General features: G+C 72.6%; 13 protein-coding genes and 1 pseudogene. 10 read left to right on the top strand and 4 right to left on the bottom strand.

Translation table 11 applies throughout. From position 1 onward, the window contains the following. Positions 1–55 precede the first annotated feature (55 nt). From ACFYZY_RS24420 to ACFYZY_RS24410, 3 genes are all read left to right on the top strand, one after another. The gene (locus ACFYZY_RS24420; RefSeq protein ID WP_388697801.1) at positions 56–1,795 is read left to right on the top strand and encodes a protein kinase; all 1,740 of its coding nucleotides are present in this window, start codon (positions 56–58) and stop codon (positions 1,793–1,795) included. Positions 1,796–1,946: 151 nt separating this feature from the next. Next, positions 1,947–3,608, top strand: a complete 1,662-nt coding sequence (locus ACFYZY_RS24415) for a succinic semialdehyde dehydrogenase (RefSeq protein WP_388697798.1) — start codon at positions 1,947–1,949, stop codon at positions 3,606–3,608. 101 nt (positions 3,609–3,709) lie between these two features. Further along, complete coding sequence (locus tag ACFYZY_RS24410; RefSeq protein ID WP_388697796.1) at positions 3,710–5,524, top strand: GMC oxidoreductase; 1,815 nt, start codon at positions 3,710–3,712, stop codon at positions 5,522–5,524. 784 nt (positions 5,525–6,308) lie between these two features. Here ACFYZY_RS24410 and ACFYZY_RS24405 read toward each other — a convergent pair. After that, the gene (locus tag ACFYZY_RS24405) at positions 6,309–6,662 is read right to left on the bottom strand and encodes a chorismate mutase (RefSeq protein WP_388697793.1); all 354 of its coding nucleotides are present in this window, start codon (positions 6,660–6,662) and stop codon (positions 6,309–6,311) included. Between the two features lie 340 nt (positions 6,663–7,002). Between ACFYZY_RS24405 and guaA the strand changes: the two genes are divergently transcribed. From guaA to ACFYZY_RS24390, 3 genes and pseudogenes are all read left to right on the top strand, one after another. Further along, a complete protein-coding gene (guaA, locus tag ACFYZY_RS24400) occupies positions 7,003–8,604 on the top strand; it encodes a glutamine-hydrolyzing GMP synthase (RefSeq protein WP_388697790.1) in 1,602 nt (533 codons plus the stop codon). Positions 8,605–9,057: 453 nt separating this feature from the next. Further along, positions 9,058–10,310: pseudogene (locus ACFYZY_RS24395) on the top strand (hypothetical protein). Positions 10,311–10,457: 147 nt separating this feature from the next. Then, a complete protein-coding gene (locus ACFYZY_RS24390) occupies positions 10,458–11,078 on the top strand; it encodes a DoxX family protein (protein ID WP_388697787.1) in 621 nt (206 codons plus the stop codon). A 156-nt stretch (positions 11,079–11,234) separates the two neighbouring features. Here ACFYZY_RS24390 and ACFYZY_RS24385 read toward each other — a convergent pair whose 3' ends face one another. After that, complete coding sequence (locus tag ACFYZY_RS24385; RefSeq protein WP_388697785.1) at positions 11,235–12,578, bottom strand: PspC domain-containing protein; 1,344 nt, start codon at positions 12,576–12,578, stop codon at positions 11,235–11,237. A 156-nt stretch (positions 12,579–12,734) separates the two neighbouring features. On the opposite strand from ACFYZY_RS24385, the gene ACFYZY_RS24380 reads away from it, so the two are divergent. Both ACFYZY_RS24380 and ACFYZY_RS24375 read left to right on the top strand, forming a co-directional pair. After that, entirely contained in the window at positions 12,735–13,997 is a 1,263-nt protein-coding gene (locus ACFYZY_RS24380; RefSeq protein ID WP_388697783.1) for a PspC domain-containing protein, read from the top strand. Then, a complete protein-coding gene (locus tag ACFYZY_RS24375; RefSeq protein WP_388697780.1) occupies positions 13,994–14,716 on the top strand; it encodes a LuxR C-terminal-related transcriptional regulator in 723 nt (240 codons plus the stop codon). Before ACFYZY_RS24380 ends, ACFYZY_RS24375 begins: the two co-directional genes overlap by 4 nt. A 66-nt stretch (positions 14,717–14,782) precedes the next feature. Here ACFYZY_RS24375 and ACFYZY_RS24370 read toward each other — a convergent pair whose 3' ends face one another. Continuing rightward, positions 14,783–15,898, bottom strand: a complete 1,116-nt coding sequence (locus tag ACFYZY_RS24370; protein ID WP_388697777.1) for an NlpC/P60 family protein — start codon at positions 15,896–15,898, stop codon at positions 14,783–14,785. A gap of 387 nt (positions 15,899–16,285) precedes the next feature. Here ACFYZY_RS24370 and ACFYZY_RS24365 point away from each other — a divergent pair, with 387 nt between their 5' ends. Both ACFYZY_RS24365 and pcrA read left to right on the top strand, forming a co-directional pair. Then, a complete protein-coding gene (locus ACFYZY_RS24365) occupies positions 16,286–16,639 on the top strand; it encodes a hypothetical protein (RefSeq protein WP_388697774.1) in 354 nt (117 codons plus the stop codon). Between the two features lie 292 nt (positions 16,640–16,931). Beyond that, positions 16,932–19,382: a DNA helicase PcrA gene (pcrA, locus tag ACFYZY_RS24360; protein ID WP_388697773.1), complete on the top strand. Its 2,451-nt coding sequence runs from the start codon at positions 16,932–16,934 to the stop codon at positions 19,380–19,382. Positions 19,383–19,455: 73 nt separating this feature from the next. Here the strand turns inward: pcrA and ACFYZY_RS24355 are convergent, their stop codons facing one another. Beyond that, complete coding sequence (locus tag ACFYZY_RS24355) at positions 19,456–21,048, bottom strand: peptidoglycan DD-metalloendopeptidase family protein (protein WP_388697772.1); 1,593 nt, start codon at positions 21,046–21,048, stop codon at positions 19,456–19,458. Positions 21,049–21,241: the final 193 nt, after the last annotated feature.

Raw genomic sequence — 21,241 nt, 5'->3', positions numbered from 1 at the left:
CCGCCGTCCGTGCCCCCCTCCGTAATCTGGCTCCAGAAGGAACGGGCGGGGGCAAGTGGAACATTCACAGAGCACGGGGTCCGGACTGCTGCTCGCCGGGCGCTACCGGCTGGGCGAGTCCATCGGACGCGGCGGCATGGGCAAGGTCTGGCGCGCGCACGACGAGGTGCTGCACCGCGTGGTGGCGGTCAAGGAACTGACGGCCGGACGGTTCGTGGCCGAGGCCGACCGCCTCGTGCTGCACGCCCGTACGCAGAAGGAGGCGCGCGCCGCCGCGCGGATCACGCACCCGGGCGTGGTGACCGTGCACGACGTCCTGGAGCACGACGACCGGCCGTGGATCGTGATGCAGTACGTCGACGGGCCCTCGCTCGCCGACGCCGCCAAGGAGTCGGGGCCGATCGAGCCCCGCGAGGCGGCCAGGATCGGGCTGCACGTCCTCGGCGCGCTGCGCGCCGCGCACGCGGCCGGAGTGCTGCACCGGGACGTCAAGCCGGGCAACGTCCTGCTCGCGCGCGACGGCCGCGTCCTGATCACCGACTTCGGGATCGCGGCGATCGAGGGGGACTCGACGATCACCCGGACCGGCGAACTCGTCGGTTCCATCGACTACCTGGCGCCCGAGCGGGTGCGGGGCAGCGACCCGGGCCCCGCCTCCGACCTCTGGTCGCTCGGCGCCACGCTCTACACGGCGGTGGAGGGCACCTCGCCGTTCCGCCGCACCTCCCCGATCAGCACCATGCAGGCCGTGGTGACCGAGGAGCCGCCGCGCCCGGAGAAGGCGGGGCCGCTGGCGCCCGTCATCGTGGCCCTGCTGCGCAAGGACCCCGCACAGCGGCCGCGCGCGGACGAGGCCGAGCGGATGCTGCTCGAAGCGATGGAGGGACGCACGCCGGCGGCGGCCCAGGCGTACGTGCCGACCCAGCGCGTGGCCAGGGAGGACACGGACGGGGCGGCCGGGGAGGACGAGCGGGAGCGCCCGGAGGACCGCACGGACCCGGGGAGCGGGTCCACCGCACCGCGCGGGTCCACCGCCCAGTGGCCCCGGCCGCCCCGGGCCGCCCAGCCCTCCCCGGTGCCCCGGCCGCCCCACACCGCTCCGCCGGTGGCGCCCGGCCCGTCCGGGCGCGGCCGGTGGCGCACCGCCGTCCTGGCGGCCGTGCTCGCCGGGCTGGTCGCGGGCGGCGCCGTCTTCGTCACCATGAACCGGGCGGGGGACCGCGACGCCGACGGCTCCGGAGAAGCGGTCGCCACGGCCGCCACCGGCACCGCCGCCACGGGCCCGACCGGGACCCCCGGCGGGAAGGCCGGGAAGACCGGGAAGACCGGCATCCCGGACGGCTGGCACCGCGTCGAGGACCCGGAGGGCTTCAGCCTCGTCGTCCCGGACGGCTGGACGCGCCAGACGGAGGGCGACCAGATCGACTACACCCCGGACAACGGCAACCACCGCATCCGGATCAGCATCGACCGCAGCCCCGACTTCGAGAACCCGTACATGCACGCGCTGGACCTGGAGCGCGTCCTGGCGAAGCGGATGGACTACGCCCGGGTCAAGCTCCTTCCGACCACCTACCGCGACCAGACCCTCTCCTGCCTGTGGGAGTTCACCTGGACGGAGAAGACGACCTTCCCCGGCCCCCGGCGCGCGATCGACCAGATGTACTACGGCGACGACGGCACCGAGTACGCCCTCTACATGTCCTCGCCGGAGTCGAGCTGGGAGACCACCCGGAAGCAGTTCGACGTCGTTCTCCGGCACTGGCGGGAAGCGGGCGAGCAGACGAGCGGGTAGAGGCCGAAAAATCTCCGTGGCCGCCCTTCGGTAGTCGTGAGTCCCTGATCAGGGCTTATGTGCCAGTGATCGCTGGCGCGGTGTGCGCCCGTGGTGAAAACGCGTTACCGACGGGTACCCAAAGGGCGGACGGCGGCTTACGCTCGCCCTCATGACGGACTCGCAGGCCCCCGCCGCCCCTTCGGTTCCCGACGCTCCCGCCGCGCAGGCCGGGACCGCCCCCGCCGGGGCGACCAACCCGGTCGCGCCCGCGCCGCCCGGCGTCCGGACCGCCGCCGACGTCGTGACCCCCGACGTGGTCGCCCGGCTCACCCGCGGGGTGGTCGGCTCCGGCCGGACCGCCAACCACACCCCCTTCACCGGGGAGAAGCTGGCGGACCTGCCCGAGTCCACCCCCGAGGACGTCGCCGAGGCGTTCGCCCGCGCCCGCGCCGCCCAGCCGGTCTGGGCCGCCACCCCGGTCAGGGCCCGCGCCGCCGTCCTCCTCCGCTTCCACGACCTCGTCCTCCAGCGGCAGGCCGAGGTCCTCGACCTCATCCAGCTGGAGACGGGCAAGGCGCGCCTGCACGCCCACGAGGAGGTCATGGCGGTCGCCGTCGCCGCCCGCCACTACGGCCGCAAGGCGTCCTCCTACCTGCGCCCCCGCCACCACACCGGCGTCGTGCCGACCCTCACCAAGGTCACCGAGCTGCGCCAGCCGCGCGGGGTCGTCGGCCAGATCGCACCCTGGAACTACCCGCTCGAACTCTCCGTCGGCGACGCGCTCCCCGCCTTCGTCTCGGGCAACGCCGTCGTCATGAAGCCCGACACCGAGACCGCGCTCACCGCGCTGTGGGCCCGTGACCTGCTCATCGAGGCCGGACTGCCCGCCGAGGTCTTCCAGGTCGTCCTGGGCGAGGGCCCGGTCGTCGGCCCCGAGGTCGTCCGCCACGCCGACTACGTCTCCTTCACCGGCTCCACCCGTACCGGCCGCGAGGTCGCGCAGGGGGCCGCCGCCCGTCTCGTCGGCGTCTCCCTCGAACTCGGCGGCAAGAACGCCATGCTCGTCCTGAAGGACGCCGACGTCGAGAAGGCCGCCGCCGGCGCCGTCCGCGCCTGCTTCTCCTCCGCCGGACAGCTCTGCATCTCCATCGAGCGCCTGTACGTGCACGAGTCCGTCGCGGACGACTTCGTCGCCCGCTTCGCCGCCCGCACGAAGGCGATGCGGCTCGGCACCTCCCTCGCGTACGGGGCCGACATGGGCTCCCTCGTCGGGGAGCGGCAGCTGGAGACGGTCAAGCGGCACGTGGAGGAGGCCGTCGCCAAGGGTGCCAAGCTCGTCGCGGGCGGCGTCGCCCGCCCCGACGTCGGTCCCCTCTTCTACGAGCCGACCATCCTCGACGGCGTCGAGGCCCCGATGACCGTCTGCAACGAGGAGACCTTCGGACCGGTCGTCTCCGTCTACCGCTTCACGGACGAGGACGAGGTCGTCGAGCTGGCCAACGCCACCCCGTACGGCCTGAACTCCTCCGTCTGGACGAAGGACTCGCGCCGCGGCCACACCGTCGCCGCCCGGCTGCGCACCGGCACCGTCAACATCAACGAGGGGTACGCCCCCGCCTACGGCAGCGTGCAGTCCCCGATGGGCGGCATGAAGGACTCCGGGCTCGGCCGCCGCCACGGCTCGGAGGGCATCCTCAAGTACACCGAGGCGCAGACCGTCGCCCAGCAGCGGCTGATCCCGCTCGCGCCCTCCTTCGGGATGGACGACGAGAAGTACGCCGCGTTCATGAGCACGTCCCTGAAGGTGATGAAGGCCCTGCGCCTGCGCTGATCCCGCACCGGCCCGTCCGTCCCGGTCCGGGCCCCGCGTCCGCGCCGGCACGGGCACCCGTGCCGCCCGATCCTTTCGCCCCTTTCCGCACGAGGAGAGCCATGACCGCGGTACCCCCTGCCCAGAATCAGGAAGCGAGCGACGCGGACGACGCGTACGACTACGACGTCCTCGTCGTCGGCTCCGGCTTCGGCGGTTCGGTCACCGCCCTCCGGCTCACCGAGAAGGGCTACCGGGTCGGCGTCCTGGAAGCCGGCCGCCGCTTCACCCGCGAGACGCTGCCGAAGAACTCCTGGGACCTGAAGAACTTCCTGTGGGCCCCCGCCCTCGGCCTCTACGGCCTCCAGCGCATCCACCTGCTCGGCAGCGTCATGGTGCTCGCGGGCGCCGGCGTGGGCGGCGGATCCCTCAACTACGCCAACACCCTCTACGTACCGCTCAAGGCCTTCTTCGAGGACCCGCAGTGGAAGGACATCACGGACTGGGAGGACGAGCTGCGGCCGTACTACGACCAGGCCAAGCGGATGCTCGGCGTCCGGCTCAACCCGACGATGACCCCCTCCGACGTGCACCTCAAGTCGGCCGCGCAGGCGATGGGCATCGGCGACACCTTCCACATGGCGCCCGTCGGGGTCTTCTTCGGGGACGGCGAGGACGCCGACGGCAAGACCAGGGCGAAGCCGGGCGGGGAGGTCCCCGACCCCTACTTCGGCGGTGCGGGTCCGTCCCGGCGGGCCTGCTCCGAGTGCGGCGAGTGCATGACCGGCTGCCGGCACGGCGCCAAGAACACCCTCAACGAGAACTACCTGTACCTCGCCGAGAAGGCGGGCGCGACCGTCCACCCCATGACGACCGTCGTCACCGTCACCGAGGACTCGCGGGGCGGCTTCGCGGTGAAGACCCTGCCCACGGACAACCGCAAGAAGGGGAAGGGCCGGACGTTCACGGCCCGCCGGGTGGTGATCGCGGCCGGCACGTACGGCACGCAGACCCTGCTCCACCGGATGAAGGACACCGGGCTGCTGCCCCGGATCTCGAACCGGCTCGGCGAGCTCACCCGCACCAACTCCGAAGGACTGGTCGGCGCGCAGACCACCGACCGCCGCTACCGGAAGAAGCACGGCGCGGAGAAGGCCGACTTCACCCGGGGCGTCGCCATCACCTCGTCCGTGCACCCGAACGCGAACACCCACATCGAGCCGGTGCGGTACGGCAAGGGCTCCAACTCCATGGGCAGCCTGACCGTCCTCCAGGTGCCCTACGGCGCCCACCGGGTGCGCGGCTGGTTCCTCAACCTGCTCCGTCACCCGGCGCTCGCCGCCCGCTCGCTCTCCAACCGGAAGTGGTCGGAGCGGACCATCATCGGCCTGGTCATGCAGTCCCTCGACAACTCCCTGACCACCTACCGCAAGCCCGGCGGCATCGGGAAGGGCCTGCTCACGGCCCGCCAGGGGCACGGGGCGCCGAACCCGGTGCAGATCCCGGAGGCCACGGAGGCCGCCACCCTCCTCGCCGAGGAGATCAACGGCTTCGCGGGGTCCAACGTCGGCGAGCTGATGGGCACCCCGCTCACCGCCCACTTCCTGGGCGGCTGTCCGATCGGCGCCGACGCCGGGTCCGGCGTCATCGACCCGTACCACCGGCTCTACGGCCACCCCGGGATCTCCGTCGTCGACGGAGCGGCCGTCTCCGCCAACCTCGGCGTGAACCCGTCCCTGACGATCACCGCCCAGGCGGAACGGGCCATGTCCTTCTGGCCCAACAAGGGCGAGGAGGACCCGCGCCCGGAGCAGGGCGGGGAGTACGTACGGCTCGCGGCGGTCGAACCGAAGTCCCCCGTCGTCCCGGCCGGGGCGTTCGGCGCCCTGCGGCTGCCGTTCCTGGGGATGCCGGCGGTCCCGCCCAAGCGGGCGTGACGCACGCCGTCCCGGCCGGGACGGCCCGCCCGTGCGAAAGGGCGCTGCACCCCCCTCCGAGTGCAGCGCCCTTCCAGTTTTTGGTGGTGCCGCATAGATGACCCGTGATCCCCGGGATTGGTTGTAGCGGATGCGCGGGACATGCTTGTGAGGTGAGTCACACCCGCTTCGGGTGCGAACGAGGGCCCCGTGGCGCGATTCCGGTCGCGGCACGGGGCCCTCGGGGTCGGCACCGGTGTCAGGGCAGCGGCGGTGCCGAGCGCTGCGGCGCCGGGAGGACGCGCCGCCGGGGAGGAGGAACGGGGGAGGATGCGGGACGGAGGGGACGGGCGGAGGGGACGGACGAAGGGGACGGGCGAAGGGGACGAGGGCGCGGGACGGGGTTCCGTACGGGCTCGGGGCTCCGTGCGGGCTCGGCGGTTCCGTGCGGTGCCGGAGCCGTCGGGGTGCGGCCGGGAAGCCGGTTGCGGTCGGTCCCGGGCGTCCCCGGGACCGACCGCCCTTTCTTGGCGACCGGACCGCTGTCCCCTGCTGCCCGGTCACACGCGCTGGTGCGAGGTCCCACGACGTACCGGAGGCACGCCACACGCCCCAGCGAAGCCACGCGTGGTTTTCTTCGGGCCCGCCCCTGGCTGGCACGGACACCCGGACCAACGAAGCCCCCGCGGAGCCGGTCACGCGCCGTACGGGTGAGAGCGGGCCCGAACGCAGATGCGGGCACCCACCCCGTCCGTCCGCTCGCCCGCCTGTCCGTCTGTCCGGTCGCCCGTGCCGCGCCCGTGCCTCAGACGCGTCCCCGGCACAGCTCCAGCACCGTCATCGCGAGGGTCGTGCCCGGCTTGCCCAGGGCGTCCCGGTAGTGACCGAGGACCTCCATCTCGCGGGCGAGGTTCACCCGACGCCCGCCGGAGGAGATCCGGGCCTCCTGGATGACGGCCGAGACGGCCATCCGCTCCTGGACGAGGCCGATGATCCGGTCGTCCAGGGCGTCGATGCGCTCCCGGGCGTTCCCGATCAGCGCCACCGCCTCGTCGGTGCGGGCGCCGGTCCTCTCGGCGCCGGTCTTCCGGAGGGCGGCCTTTCCGGCGGTGGTCTCTCCGGCGGTGGTCTTCTCGCCGGTGGTGGTGTGCGTCGTCATGAGGGGGCTCCTGTACGGGATCGGTCGCCCCGGAGCGGCACGGCCCGGAGACAAGCAGAACGCCCCGGGCCTTGTCGGCCCGGGGCGCCTGGGAAGTCGCTTGTCAGTTGCTCAAGCAGCACGACCATGGCAGCCGGTGGGCCGGTTGCCATAGGTAAAGACGAAGGTCGGGTGCTCGCGCATGCCCCCAGTATGGACCCCGTCGCGGCGCCGGGGACAACCCGGGCCCGGATGGTGAGACGAAAGGTTCGTCCGGCACGCCGGTAGAATCGACAAATAGCACCCCTTGCAACAGCCCCCCTTTCGAGGGACTCCCTCCTACCGCCGGAAGGCCGCCGTAGTGTCATCAGCGACCCCCGCTGCCGCGCCCGACGTCACCAACCCGGACGTAGTCCTCGTTGTCGACTTCGGCGCCCAGTACGCCCAGCTCATCGCCCGCCGCGTCCGTGAGGCCCGGGTCTACAGCGAGATCGTCCCGTCCACCATGCCGGTGGCCGAGATGCTGGCCAAGAACCCGAAGGCGATCATCCTCTCCGGCGGTCCGTCCTCCGTGTACGCGGAGGGCGCCCCCCGCCTCGACCGCGCGATCTTCGAGGCGGGTGTCCCCGTCTTCGGCATGTGCTACGGCTTCCAGCTGATGGCGACGACCCTCGGCGGCACCGTCGACAACACCGGCGCCCGCGAGTACGGCCGCACCCCGCTGTACGTCTCCCGTGCCGGCTCCACCCTCTTCGAGGGCACCCCCGTCGAGCAGTCGGTGTGGATGTCGCACGGCGACGCCTGCTCCGCCGCCCCCGAGGGCTTCGCCGTCACCGCCTCCACGGACGTCGTGCCGGTCGCCGCCTTCGAGAACGACGAGAAGAAGCTGTACGGCGTCCAGTACCACCCCGAGGTGCTGCACTCCACGCACGGCCAGCAGATCCTGGAGCACTTCCTCTACCGGGGCGCCGGCATCGAGCCGAGCTGGACCACCGGCAACGTGATCGAGGAGCAGGTCGCGGCCATCCGCGCCCAGGTCGGCACCAAGCGCGCCATCTGCGGGCTCTCCGGCGGCGTCGACTCCGCCGTGGCCGCCGCCCTCGTGCAGAAGGCCATCGGCTCGCAGCTCACCTGTGTGTACGTCGACCACGGTCTGATGCGCAAGGGCGAGACCGAGCAGGTCGAGAAGGACTTCGTGGCCGCCACCGGCGTCCAGCTGAAGGTCGTGGACGCGCAGGAGCGCTTCCTCACCGCCCTCGCCGGGGTCTCCGACCCGGAGACCAAGCGGAAGATCATCGGCCGCGAGTTCATCCGCGTCTTCGAACAGGCCCAGGCCGAGATCGTGGCCGAGGGCGCCGCCGACGGCGAGGAGGTCGCCTTCCTCGTCCAGGGCACGCTCTACCCGGACATCGTAGAGTCCGGCGGCGGCACCGGCACCGCCAACATCAAGTCCCACCACAACGTGGGCGGCCTCCCCGAGGACCTGGAGTTCGAGCTCGTCGAGCCGCTGCGCCAGCTCTTCAAGGACGAGGTCCGCATGGTCGGCCAGGAGCTCGGCCTGCCCGACGAGATCGTCCAGCGCCAGCCCTTCCCCGGCCCCGGCCTCGGCATCCGCATCGTCGGCGAGGTCACCAAGGAGCGCCTGGACCTGCTGCGCGAGGCCGACGCCATCGCCCGCGAGGAGCTGACGGCCGCCGGTCTCGACCGCGACATCTGGCAGTGCCCGGTCGTCCTGCTCGCCGACGTGCGCTCCGTGGGCGTCCAGGGCGACGGCCGCACCTACGGCCACCCGATCGTGCTGCGTCCCGTCTCCTCCGAGGACGCCATGACGGCCGACTGGTCGCGTCTGCCCTACGACGTGCTCGCCAAGATCTCGACCCGCATCACCAACGAGGTCGCCGACGTGAACCGCGTCGTCCTCGACGTCACCAGCAAGCCCCCGGGCACCATCGAGTGGGAGTGACCCCTCCCCTCCCGCCGGTCGCCGAAGCCGTCGTCCCGTGCCCACCCGCACGAGACGGCGGCTTCGCCGCGTCCGGACCCCGCTGACTCACCGGCCCACCGGCCCACCGGCCCACCGGCCCACCGGCCCACCGGTCCACCGGTCCACCGGTCCACCGGCCCACCAGTCCACTGACCCGTCGGTCCGTCGGCCAGTGGACTGGTGGGCCGGTCCGCCGGCTCATCGCCCCATCGACCCACCGGCTCATCGACCCACCGGACGGAACTCCTTCCGTCACACCATCGCCTCACCTTTCCGTACGTCAATGTGACGACCCGGCAATCACTCCCCGGCGGGGCGCGGACGGCGGACGAGAGGGTCCCCGGTACGGCACAATTCCGTGGAGCCAATGGCTTGTTGGCTCTTCGGGACGCGGCGGAACGTGTCGTGGAGCGAACTCGGGGAGTGACCACCGTGGCGGTTCGAGAGGCGCGACAGTACGACAACCATGCGACGGCCTGCGCCGACCGCGCCCACTGCGCCCACAGTGGACGGGCCGGTCACCGACGCGCCGTCGCCGCCTTCCTCGCCCGGCGCGACGAACTCGCCGCCGGTCACGGCGTCCCCGCGGCCGTCGCCCACTCACCGGTCGCCGCCCGCCAGTGGGTCTCCGACGAACTCGCCCAGACCGCCCGCGCGGTCGCCGCGCACGGCCGGGAGGCCGAGACCGCCCGGCTCGACCGGGTACGGCGCGGAAGCCTCTTCACCGTCTGGGGCACCGTCCTCGCCCTCCTCCTCGGTCAAGCCCTCACGGCGATCGGGACCGGCTGGACCGGTGCCCGCACGGCCGGCCTCTGCGCCGCCCTGACCCTTGCCGTCCTCCTCAGCGCCGCCGCCCACGCCCACCGGGCACGCGGCGGCCTCCTCGCGCCCCTGACCGGCGAGGACAACAGGCTCTCCACCCCCCCCATGCCGTCGCCGCCGCCTGGCTCCTGCTTCTCACCTTCTCCCTCCTCTCCCCGGCCTTCCTGCTGCTCCGGTCACCGGTCGCGACCGCCTTCGGCCTGTCCCGGGGTGCCGGCCTGCTCACCGCCCTCGCCCTGGTGGCGGCCGTCGTCGTCACCGTCCGCCCCGTCACCACCGCCGGGATCGCGGCGGGCCGCCTCCAGAAGGTGCGCGCCGACCGCCCGCGCGCCGCCGACCTGCTCTGCGACGACAGCGGCCGGGCCGCCCTCGCCGACGTCCAGTACCTCCTGGTCTCCGGCGCGGTCCTGGTCCCGGCGGCCGTGGGGCTCGCCCACGACCCCGCCCGGCTCCCCGCGGTGCCCTGGTCCCTCGTGCTCCTCCTCGGTGTCTCGGCCGCCTGGTACCTCGCCGCGAAGCGCACCGAGGGCGTCCGCCCCGTGATCCACTCCGTGGTCCGGTCCCGGGAAGCGGGTGACCTCGACGCCCCCATCCGCACCGGTGACGACATCGAGATCCGTGGCCGGGGCTTCGTCCCGCCCGGTGCGAACGCCCCCGACTCCCTGACCCGCCTGGTCGTCCGCATCGGCCCCGTCCACGCGCACGTCCCTCTGGTCCCGGTTCCGGGCGGCTTCGCCAACCCCACCGACACCGTGCTGACCGTCCCCCTTCCCGCGGACGTGGAACCGGGCCGGGTGGAGGTCTCGGTCGTGACGGCGGCGGGCGTGGAGACCGGCAAGGTCACCATCGACATCGTGGACTGAGCGTCCTGCCACCCTCCCGCACCCCGGAGCGACGGCGCCCCGGGGCGGCGAGGCCGACGGTGCCGCCGGAGCGGCTGTGGGACCGAAGCGGCAGTGGGAGGAGAATCGTTCGCGGACAGTCGCGCGGGTGTGGAGAGGTGACCGACGATGACGGGAAAGACGGGCCGGACCGACGGACCGCCCCACGGCGCGGACGGCGGAAACAGGACGGTCGGTCCCGGTGGAGACGGCGCAAGCGGTGCTGAGGGCGCGGGTGGGGCAGGCGGATCCGGTGACGCCACGGACAGCGCGGGTGGCCTCGGTGGGTGGGGGAAGGCGGTCGCCTCCCGTTGTGCTCTCCTTCCGTTGCGGATCTTCCTCGGGATCACGTTCCTCTACGCCGGACTCGACAAACTCGCCGATCCCTCCTTCCTCGCCGCCACCGGTGACGGCTCCCTCGGCGAGACCATGCGCGGGGTTCGGGACAGTTCCGCGCTCCCCGCCCTCGTCGATCTCGCCCTCAAGAGTCCCGTCGGCTTCGGGTACGCCATCGCCTTCGGAGAACTCGCCGTCGGGATCGGGACCCTCTTCGGCCTCTTCGCCCGGGTGGCGGCGCTCGGCGGTGCGCTGATCTCGCTGAGTCTCTGGCTGACCGTGAGCTGGCAGGTGCACCCGTACTACCTCGGCAACGACCTCGTCTACCTGATGGCCTGGCTCCCGTTGCTGCTGGCCGGAGCGCCGGTGCTCTCGCTGGACCGGCTCCTGGCCGAACGGCGCCGTATTCGATAGGCGACCCAGGTCGCGAGGACGGCCGTCCCCAGGCCGCCGCAGAGCACCGGGACCACCGCGTACCACGGTGTCGTCCAGGCTCCTGAGGCGTCCCCCGCGTACAGGGCGGCCAGAACGAGGGCGGTGAGGCCGACGAGGAGCCGGCCGGGACGGAACTCATGAAGCAGCACGGGTGACCTCCACCTGTCCGAGTGCGACCTCCAACGAGAGGTCCAGGGTGCCCGCCGGGGTGGTCCCGGCCGGCGGAGCGAGCGTGCGGATCTCCTCGCGGTCCTGCGCGATGTCGATGTCGTGAGGGGGCTGCCCCGGCAGCTGAAGGTCGCCCAGCGCCACCTTGACGTGCACCTTCACGACCGTGTTCTTCGGGACGATCACCATGAGCCGTCCGGCACCCACTTCGGCGCCGGTGGTGACCGTCGTGCCCGGGGGCACCGGGAGCCGTGACAGGTCGAGCGTGCCGACTCCGGCTCCCAGCTCGTAGCGCGGCTGCACGGCGCCCGCCGATGCCGGTGTCCACGTCTCACGGGCCCACTCCGTGCTGATCCGTTGGGGCAGCGCCGTCGCCAGGGCGAGCAGTCCCGCCGTGACCACGGTCAGGAAGACCGTGCCGAACCCGGTCCGCCCGAGGAAACTGCTGACGACCAGCCCCAGCCCGAACACCGCGAGGGCGGCGGCCAGACCGATCTGCAGACTGGTGCCCAGCGGCTCGGTTTTCCAGGTCAGAGCTGTTCCGAGGCCGCCCGCCACCAGCGCGAGCAGGAAGACGAGGCCGCCGATGGAGAGCGGGCTCCGCCGGACGGAAGGCGTCGGGCGTCCGGACTCCCGGGGCGCGGGACCCCACTGGCTGCCGGGTTTCGGCACCTTGCCGTCGACCTTGCCGTCCTCGTCCAGGACACCGTGCGGGCCCCACAGGTAACCGATGGCCAGTCTGCCCGTCGAGCCGTCCTTGACGATCGGGTCCTTCCACCACGAGGTGTACTCGATCAACGGCGGAGCTTTCGTCTCCGGCGGGGCCTCGGCCACGGCGAGCGCGGCCGCCGTGTCCGTTCTGCCCTCGGTCTCGACCGCGCCGGTCTGTCGGCGCCGCGACCAGACCGCCGCCCCGCACACCGCGAACGCCACCATCAGCGAGGAGCCCAGCATCGGTCCGCTGTGCAGCATCGACAGAAAGAGTCCACAGCCGATCAGCGCCATCAGCAGAGCGGCGAGGGAAGACCCGGAGACCCGGCCGGTCAGCAGCCTTCGTCCCTCGTTCTCCTCCTCGCCCGCGAGCGGGACCAGCAGCCACGCGAAGCCGTAGAAGATCAGACCGAGGCCGCCCGTCACCGCCAGAACGGCCACCACGACGCGGAAGATCACCGGATCGAGGTCGAAGTGCCGGCCGAGACCGCCGCAGACACCGCCCACGACCTTGCTTCCGCGTGTCCGCCGCAGCGGTGCGGCGGGAACGGCCTCCGCCGTCGGCGGGGCCTCGTCCTGCGAAGGCATCGAACTCGTCATGCGTCCATGGTGACGGCCCGTGACGCCGTACGGCACCGGGACCGACCCTGGCCCGCCCCTGATATTCGGAGCCCCCTCGTCCCTGAGGCCGTACCGGGGAAGATCTCAGGGCGGACCCTGATGTCCGGGGCGGACCGAACGTGTGACGATCGGTGCATGTCCGCATCCACCCGTGTCACCGAGACCGACGAACCGCCCGTACGCAGGCTCTACCGGAGCGCCGACGGGCGGTGGCTCGGCGGTGTCGCGCGCGGTCTCGCGGGACACCTCGGCCTGCCGGTCGTCTGGGTGCGCGCGGCGTTCATGGTGCTGGCTCTGCCGGACGGCCTCGGCGCCGTGCTCTACGCGGTCTTCTGGATCGTCGTCCCGCTCGGTGTCGGCGGACGGGCCGCCCCGCGCCCCGTCTTCGAGACCACCCCGGACGGGCGCCGCAAACTGCGCAAGCCCGACCGGGGCCAGGTCTTCGCCCTGGTCGCCCTCGCCACAGGCGCGGCGGTCGTCGCGGGGAACGTCAGTTTCGACAACGAGACCGGCCGGTACGTCTGGCCCCTGCTCCTCACCGGCATCGGTGTCGTCGTCTTCTGGCGCCAGGCGGACAACGCCCGCCGCGCCAGCTGGACCGACCCGGGACCCCACAGACGCGCCTTCCAGCTCGCCCGCGGCCTCGTGGGCGTCGCCCTGGTCGGCACGGGCCTCGCGGTCTTCGTGGTGGTCCGCGGCTCCGTCGCCCAGCTCGGTACGGCCCTCACCGCCGCCGTCGCGGTCCTCACCGGCATAGCACTGCTCGCCGGCCCCTGGCTGGTGCGCATGTCGCAGGACCTCACGGAGGAGCGGACCATGCGCATCAGGGCCCAGGAAAGAGCCGAGGTCGCGGCCCACGTCCACGACTCGGTGCTGCACACCCTCACCCTGATCCAGCGCAACGCCGACGACGCGGGCGAGGTGCGCCGCCTCGCCCGGGCCCAGGAGCGAGAGCTGCGGAACTGGCTCTACAAACCGGAGGGCACGGGCAGGGACGAAGAACCCCGGACCCTCGCGGAGGCGGTGAGGAGAGCCGCGGCCGAGGTCGAGGACAAGCACGGCGTCCCGCTGGAGGTGGTCGTCGTCGGCGACTGCCCGCTCGACGAAGGACTGGTCGCGCAGATACAGGCCGCGCGCGAGGCGATGGTCAACGCCGCCAAGTACGGTGGCGAGGGCGGTGCGGTGCAGGTGTTCGCCGAGGTGGACGGCCGCACGGTCTTCGTCTCGGTGCGGGACCGGGGGCCGGGCTTCGATCTGGACGACGTGCCCGAGGACCGGATGGGCGTACGAGAATCGATCATCGGTCGGATGCAGCGCAACGGCGGTACGGCCCGGTTGCGGTCACCGCAGGGCGGCGGCACCGAAGTGGAGCTTGAGATGGAGAGGGCGGACGGATGAGCGACGAGACCGGAGCGACGGCCGGGACCGGTGCGGGGGCGGCGCCGTCGGACGGGGGGCGCCGGGTCCGCGTGGTGCTCGTGGACGACCACCGCATGTTCCGTACCGGGGTGCAGGCCGAGATCGGCCGGACCGAGGTCACGGGCGTCGAGGTGGTCGGCGAGGCGGCCGACGTCGACCAGGCGGTCACGGTCATCACAGCGACCCGTCCCGAGGTCGTTCTGCTGGACGTGCACCTCCCGGGTGGCGGCGGGGTCGAGGTGCTGCGGCGCTGCGCGAGCCTGCTGGGGGCGCCCGAGAACCCGGTCCGCTTTCTGGCCCTGTCGGTCTCGGACGCGGCCGAGGACGTGATCGGGGTGATCCGGGGCGGGGCCCGCGGCTACGTCACCAAGACGATCACCGGCACCGATCTCGTCGACTCGATCTTCCGGGTCCAGGAGGGCGACGCCGTCTTCTCCCCCCGGCTCGCCGGCTTCGTCCTGGACGCCTTCGCCTCGACGGACGCGCCCCCGGTGGACGAGGACCTGGACCGTCTCACCCAGCGGGAGCGGGAGGTGCTCCGGTTGATCGCCCGTGGATACGCGTACAAGGAGATCGCCAAGCAGCTCTACATCTCGGTGAAGACGGTCGAGTCGCACGTGTCGGCGGTCCTGCGGAAGCTCCAGCTCTCCAACCGCCACGAGTTGACCCGCTGGGCCACCGCCCGCCGCCTGGTCTGAGACCGCCGCCCGGTCCGAACGCGTCGTACGAGCCCGACGTGTTCGGACCGGACGTGTCCGGCCGGGTCAGCCCACCCGGGTCGCCCCGGCGAAGGGCATCTCGTCGATCGGGGCGATCCGGATCGGGGCGCCCGGACGGGGGGCGTGGATCATCCGGCCGCCGCCGATGTAGAGACCGACGTGGCTGATCCCGGAATAGAAGAAGACGAGGTCACCGGGGGCGAGCTGGGAGCGGGAGACTCGCCGGCCGGCGTTGATCTGGGTGTACGTGGTGCGGGGCAGGGAGACGCCGGCCGCGCGCCAGGCTGCCTGGGTGAGGCCCGAGCAGTCGTACCCGGAAGGGCCCGTCGCCCCCCACACGTACGGTTTGCCGAGTTGGGCGTGGGCGAAGGAGACGGCCTGGGCGGCCCGGGCGTTCGGGGCGGTCACCGGTCCGCGCCGGTCGGCGCCCGACGAGCGGTCGGCCCGAACGGGGGCGGAGTCACCGGAGGAACCGGTCGTGACCGTTCGCGCCGAGGCGTCGGGACCGGAGCCGTTCCGGACGGTGGCGGCCGCTTCGTACCGCGCCCGTTCCTCCGCGGTCAGCCGGTCGAGCAGGGTCCTGGCCGCCGCCAGCTTGCCGAGTACGGTCGCCTTCTGCCGCCTCAGCTCCGCCTCGTGCCCGCGCAGGGCGGCCAGGCGGCCCGCCGACTCGTCGCGCAGCTGCTCGATCGCGCCGATTTCGCGCCGCACGGTCCGGATCGCGGCCGCCTGCCGTTCCCCGGCCTTCTCGGCGAGCGCGGCCCGCTCCAGGTACTGGTCGGGGTCGGAGGTGAGGGCGAGCCGGAGGGCGGGGTCGAGCCCTCCGGAGCGGTACTGGGCGGCGGCCACGGCCCCGAGGGCGTCCCGCGCGGTATTGAGCCTCTGGGTCCTGCGGGCGGCCTCGTCGCGCAGCCGGTCGAAGGCCGCGCGGGCCCGGTCCGCCTTCTCCTTCGCCCCGTTGTACCGCTCGGTCGCGGCCTCGGCCTCCTCGTAGAGCCGGTCGACCTTCGCCCTGGTCTGGGCGGTGGTGGGCCGGGGGTCCGCGTGTCCGGACCCTTCGAAGAGCGTCGCCGTCGCCGCGGAGGCGAGGGCGAGGGTGGCGGCGGTGCGGACCGCCTGACCGCCGAAGAGAGACTGCCTGGCTTTGCGGTGCGCTGCCACGAGGGCGGTTCACATCCTCTTTCCCTGGGGGACGGTGTCCGCCGGGTCGGCGGCGGCCCGCACAGGGAAGACGGACCGCCGCCGTTTTCAGCGGGGATGGCCGACAACCGCCGGAAGACCGGCGGCGGTGGGGAGCCGGCCACCTGGGAGAGGACGCTAGGCCCGGGGTTGCGTCCGGGCGGCCTGTTGACCGCTATTGGCGTCGGATGACGGGACGGAGATCGTTCTTTTTCGTCGGATGGCGAAGCGGGGAACGGACCGGACACCGGATCGGTGCCGGACCGGGTGCCCGGCCGGAGGACGTTCCGGTGACCGCCCGCGGACCCGGTGCCGGGGAGCCGGACCCGGCCGGAGGACGGTACCGGAGGCCCGGTTAGGCTCCGCCCCATGGACGTACTCATCAATGTCTTCGTCGCCCTGCACATCATCGGTATCGCCTCCCTGCTGGGCGGTTTCCTCACCCAGATGAAGGCGATGGGCGCCGGTACGGCCCGTTTCAGCCCCGCGATGCTGCACGGCGCGCTGACCATGCTGATCACCGGCATCGCGCTCGTCGGTCTCCACCAGGCCGAGGACCACCCCGTGAACAACCTCAAGATCGGCATCAAGCTGGCGGTGCTCGTCGTGATCCTCGCCCTCGTCTACGTCAAGCGGGACGAGGAGAAGGTCGGCAAGGGCCTCTTCGCCACCGTCGGCGCCCTGACCGTGGCGAACATCTTCATCGCGACCCTCTGGACCTGATCCGGATCGGGCCCGGGTCCGCCCCCGTCCTGTCCGGACCCGCACGGATCCGCCCTCCCGAGTCCCGCCCGGATCCGCCCCGGATCCGCCCTCCCGAGTCCCGCCCGGATCCGCCCCGGACCCACCCTCCCGAGTCCCGCCCGGAACCGCCCCGGACCCCCGCGTCCGCTCCGGACCGGCCCCGCGCCGCCGCCCTCGCCACCGGGATGTGACCCGTTCCGCAGCCCCGCGGCGAAGGCGGCTTCCGAAGGCGGGCCCGGATGTCGGTGCGGCGTCCTAGACTCGTGAGGCGATGAGCAGCCTCTTTGACGACAGTTTCCTGGCCGGCCTCCAGAACCACTCCCCGGAGGAGCCCCCGCCGCCCCCCGAGGACGACGAGCACGGCTCCCCGGCTCCGGAGGAGGTCCCGCACGACCTCTTCGGAGGGCGCTTCGACGCGCCCCCGCCCGCCCGGGACACCCACTACCGCGACGGCGCCCCGCGTCCCGTCGTGGACGCCGCCGCGCTCCTGGAGGGGCTGAACGAGCAGCAGCGCGCCGCCGTCGTCCACACCGGCACTCCGCTGCTCATCGTCGCCGGCGCCGGTTCCGGCAAGACCCGGGTGCTCACCCACCGCATCGCCCACCTCCTGGCCACCCGGCACGTCCACCCCGGCCAGGTACTGGCGATCACCTTCACGAACAAGGCCGCCGGCGAGATGAAGGAGCGCGTCGAGCAGCTGGTCGGCCCGCGCGCCCACGCCATGTGGGTCATGACCTTCCACAGCGCCTGCGTCCGCATCCTGCGCCGCGAGTCGAAGAGGCTCGGCTTCACCTCCTCCTTCTCGATCTACGACGCCGCCGACTCCAAGCGCCTGATGGCGCTGGTCTGCCGCGACCTGGACCTCGACCCGAAGAAGTTCCCGCCGAAGTCGTTCAGCGCCAAGATCTCGAACCTCAAGAACGAGCTGATCGACGAGGAGACCTTCGCCGACCAGGCCGCCGACGGCTTCGAGAAGACGCTCGCCGAGGCGTACCGGATGTACCAGGCGCGGCTGCGCGAGGCCAACGCCCTGGACTTCGACGACATCATCATGACGACGGTCCACCTGCTCCAGGCGTTCCCCGACGTCGCCGAGCACTACCGCCGCCGCTTCCGCCACGTCCTCGTCGACGAGTACCAGGACACCAACCACGCCCAGTACACGCTCGTGCGGGAGCTCGTCGGGGCCGGTTACGACGACCTCGGCCCGGCCGAGCTGTGCGTCGTCGGCGACGCCGACCAGTCGATCTACGCCTTCCGCGGCGCGACGATCCGCAACATCCTCCAGTTCGAGGAGGACTACCCGGACGCGACGACGATCCTCCTGGAGCAGAACTACCGCTCCACGCAGACGATCCTCTCGGCCGCCAACGCCGTCATCGAGCGCAACGAGTCCCGCCGCCCCAAGAACCTGTGGACCAACGCGGGCGAGGGCGCGCGGATCACCGGCTACGTCGCGGACACCGAGCACGACGAGGCCCAGTTCGTCGCCGACGAGATCGACCGGCTCACGGACGCGGGCGAGGCGAAGGCTGGGGACGTCGCCGTCTTCTACCGGACCAACGCCCAGTCCCGCGTCTTCGAGGAGATCTTCATCCGCGTCGGGCTGCCCTACAAGGTCGTCGGCGGTGTGCGCTTCTACGAGCGCAAGGAGGTCCGGGACGTCCTCGCGTACCTCCGCGTCCTCGCCAACCCCGAGGACAACGTCCCGCTGCGCCGCATCCTCAACGTCCCCAAGCGGGGCATCGGCGAGCGGGCCGAGGCGATGATCGACGCCCTCTCGCTCCGCGAGAAGATCACCTTCCCGCAGGCCCTCCGGCGGGTGGACGAGGCGTACGGCATGGCCGCGCGCTCCGCGAACGCCGTCAAGCGCTTCAACGCGCTCATGGACGAGCTGCGCACCGTCGTGGAGTCCGGCGCCGGTCCCGCCGTCGTCCTGGAGGCCGTCCTGGAGCGGACCGGTTACCTGGCCGAACTCCAGGCGTCGACCGACCCGCAGGACGAGACCCGGATCGAGAACCTCCAGGAACTCGCCGCCGTGGCCCTGGAGTTCGAGCAGGAGCGCGGCGAGGAGCCCGCGACCCTCGCGGAGTTCCTGGAGCAGGTGGCCCTCGTCGCCGACTCCGACCAGATCCCCGACGAGGACGAGGAGGGCAGGGGCGTCATCACCCTGATGACCCTGCACACCGCCAAGGGCCTCGAGTTCCCGGTGGTGTTCCTCACCGGCATGGAGGACGGCGTCTTCCCGCACATGCGCGCCCTCGGCCAGACGAAGGAGCTGGAGGAGGAGCGCCGTCTCGCGTACGTGGGCATCACGCGCGCCCGCGAGCGGCTCTACCTCACCCGTTCGGCGATGCGCAGCGCCTGGGGTCAGCCCTCGTACAACCCGGCGTCGCGCTTCCTGGAGGAGATTCCGGCCACGCACCTGGAGTGGAAGCGGACCGGTCCGATGGCGAAGCCCGCCGGGCCGACCTCGGGGATCACCTCCTCGCTCTCCTCCTCGCGCTCGCGTTCCGGCCCCTCCGGGTTCGCCACCCGGCGCGCCGGCGAGAAGCCGGTGGTCTCGCTCCAGGTGGGGGACCGGGTCACGCACGACCAGTTCGGCCTCGGCACGGTCATGGCGGTGACCGGCGCGGGTGCGGACGCCCAGGCGACGGTCGACTTCGGCGACGAGAAGCCGAAGCGGCTGCTGCTGCGGTACGCACCGGTCGAGAAGCTGTAAGGACGTACGCGCACGGAGGAGGGCCCCGGCTCCGGCCGGGGCCCTCCTCCGTGCGCGCGGGGAAGCGGTGGGCTCAGCCGGCGGTCGGGTCGAGGCCGTGGCTGCGGAACCAGGCGAGCGGGTCGATCGCGTAACCGCCGTTCGGCCGCACCTCGAAGTGGAGGTGGGGGCCGGTGGAGTTGCCGGAATCGCCGGAGTACGCGATGACGTCGCCGGCCTTCACGTGGCCGGAGCGGATCTTGGCGCTGCTGAGGTGGCAGTACCAGGTCTCGGTGCCGTCCGGGGCGGTCACGATCACCATGTTGCCGTAGGCGCTGTTCAGCTGGGTGCGGACGGTGCCGTCCGTCGCGGCCATCACGGGCGTGCCGCCGAACACGGGGAAGTCGATGCCGGTGTGCACGGACATCCAGTTGAGGCCCGCCTGGCCGAACCGCGCGCTGAGCCGGTGGAGCTTCACGGGCAGCGCGTACTTGGGACGCAGCGCCTCCTTGCGGGCCGCCTCCTCCTCGCGCTTCTTCTTGTCGGCCGCCTGGCGGACCCGCAGGTCGATGCGCTCCTGGGTGCGGCTGGCGCGGGCGCCGAAGTCGCGGGCGTCCTCGCTGAGCGCGGCGAGCTGGGTGTCGAGGGCCTTGTTGGCGGCGACCTGTTCGGCCGGGACGGTGTCGGCGGCGGCGAGCGCGGTCGTGCCGCCCTTCTGCTCGCCCTCCGCGCCGGAGCCGGTGAGTCCTCCGACGGAGGCGGCGGCGATGCCGGCGGCCCCCACGACACAGGCGGAGGGGACGGCGACGGTCAGCAGCGCGGACCGCTTGGCGGGGGTGCGGCGGCGGCTGCGGCCTCCGGCGGAGGAGCGGCGCGCGGGGCGGCCGGCGGCGGGAGGCGCGGTACGGAGTTCCGCGGCGGGGCCTTCGTGGGGGGCCTCGGCGCAGTCGTAGGGGTCTTCGCCGGACACGTCGGCCTCGTCGTCCCCGAAGGGGGCTTCGGCGCCGTCGGTCTCCGCGGTCCCGTCGGAGGGGAGGTCCGCGTACGCCTCCGTCTCGGGGTCGTACGGGAAGGCGAACTCGGCGGTGTGCTCGACCGGGCTCTCGGCCGGGTGCTCGGCCCGGCCCTCGGTCCGCGGGGCGTACTGGTGGGGGACGACCGGTCCGGACTCCGGAGCGGCGTGGTTCCACGCGGTCGCGTCGTAGGCGCCGGTCTCGGTCGCGAAGGCGGGCGCGGCCCACTGGCCGGTGGTGCTGTAGGTCTCGTAGCCGTACGCCCCCTGGGCGGCGTACGCGCCGGAGTGGAGGGTCTCGTACTGCCCGGTGTGCTGGGCCTCGGTCCAGGCGGAGGCGTCCCACTGGCCGGTCGTGTCGTACGGCGCCGCGGCGGTCGCGTACGAACCGGTCGCGTCGTGGGGGAGGGCGACGTTCCACTGACCGGTGGTGGCCCACTGGCCCGTGGCGTCCCACTGCCCGGTCGTGTCGTACGACCCGGTGCCGTGCTGTCCGGTGTCGTACTGCCCCGTCGTGTCGTACGTGCCGGTGGCGGCGTGCGGGCCGAGGTCCCACTGGCCGCTGTGGTCGGCGTGGCCGTCGGGGTAGGCGCCGAACAGCGGGTCTACGGCGAAGCTGCCAGTGGTGTGGGCGTCGTCTCCGACGTACCCGGCGTGGGGGTGCTGGTCGTTCACCAACGTCTCTCTCGCCTCGGCAGCAGGACCAGTCCGGGGCGGGCCCGACGAGGGGTGTCCCGGGGGTAAGCAGTGGCGCGACTGTACCCGGCGGTATGCGCGGCGGACAATCTTCGGAGGGGTTTGCGCCCGCAGGAAACGGGCAATCGGTCGTGTTTCGCCAGCTCACGGAGAGAGCCTTGGCCTTGTGTTC

The organism is Streptomyces sp. NPDC001744, assembly GCF_042892575.1.
Lineage (GTDB): Bacteria > Actinomycetota > Actinomycetes > Streptomycetales > Streptomycetaceae > Streptomyces.
This window is presented reverse-complemented; position numbering and strand designations above follow the sequence as displayed.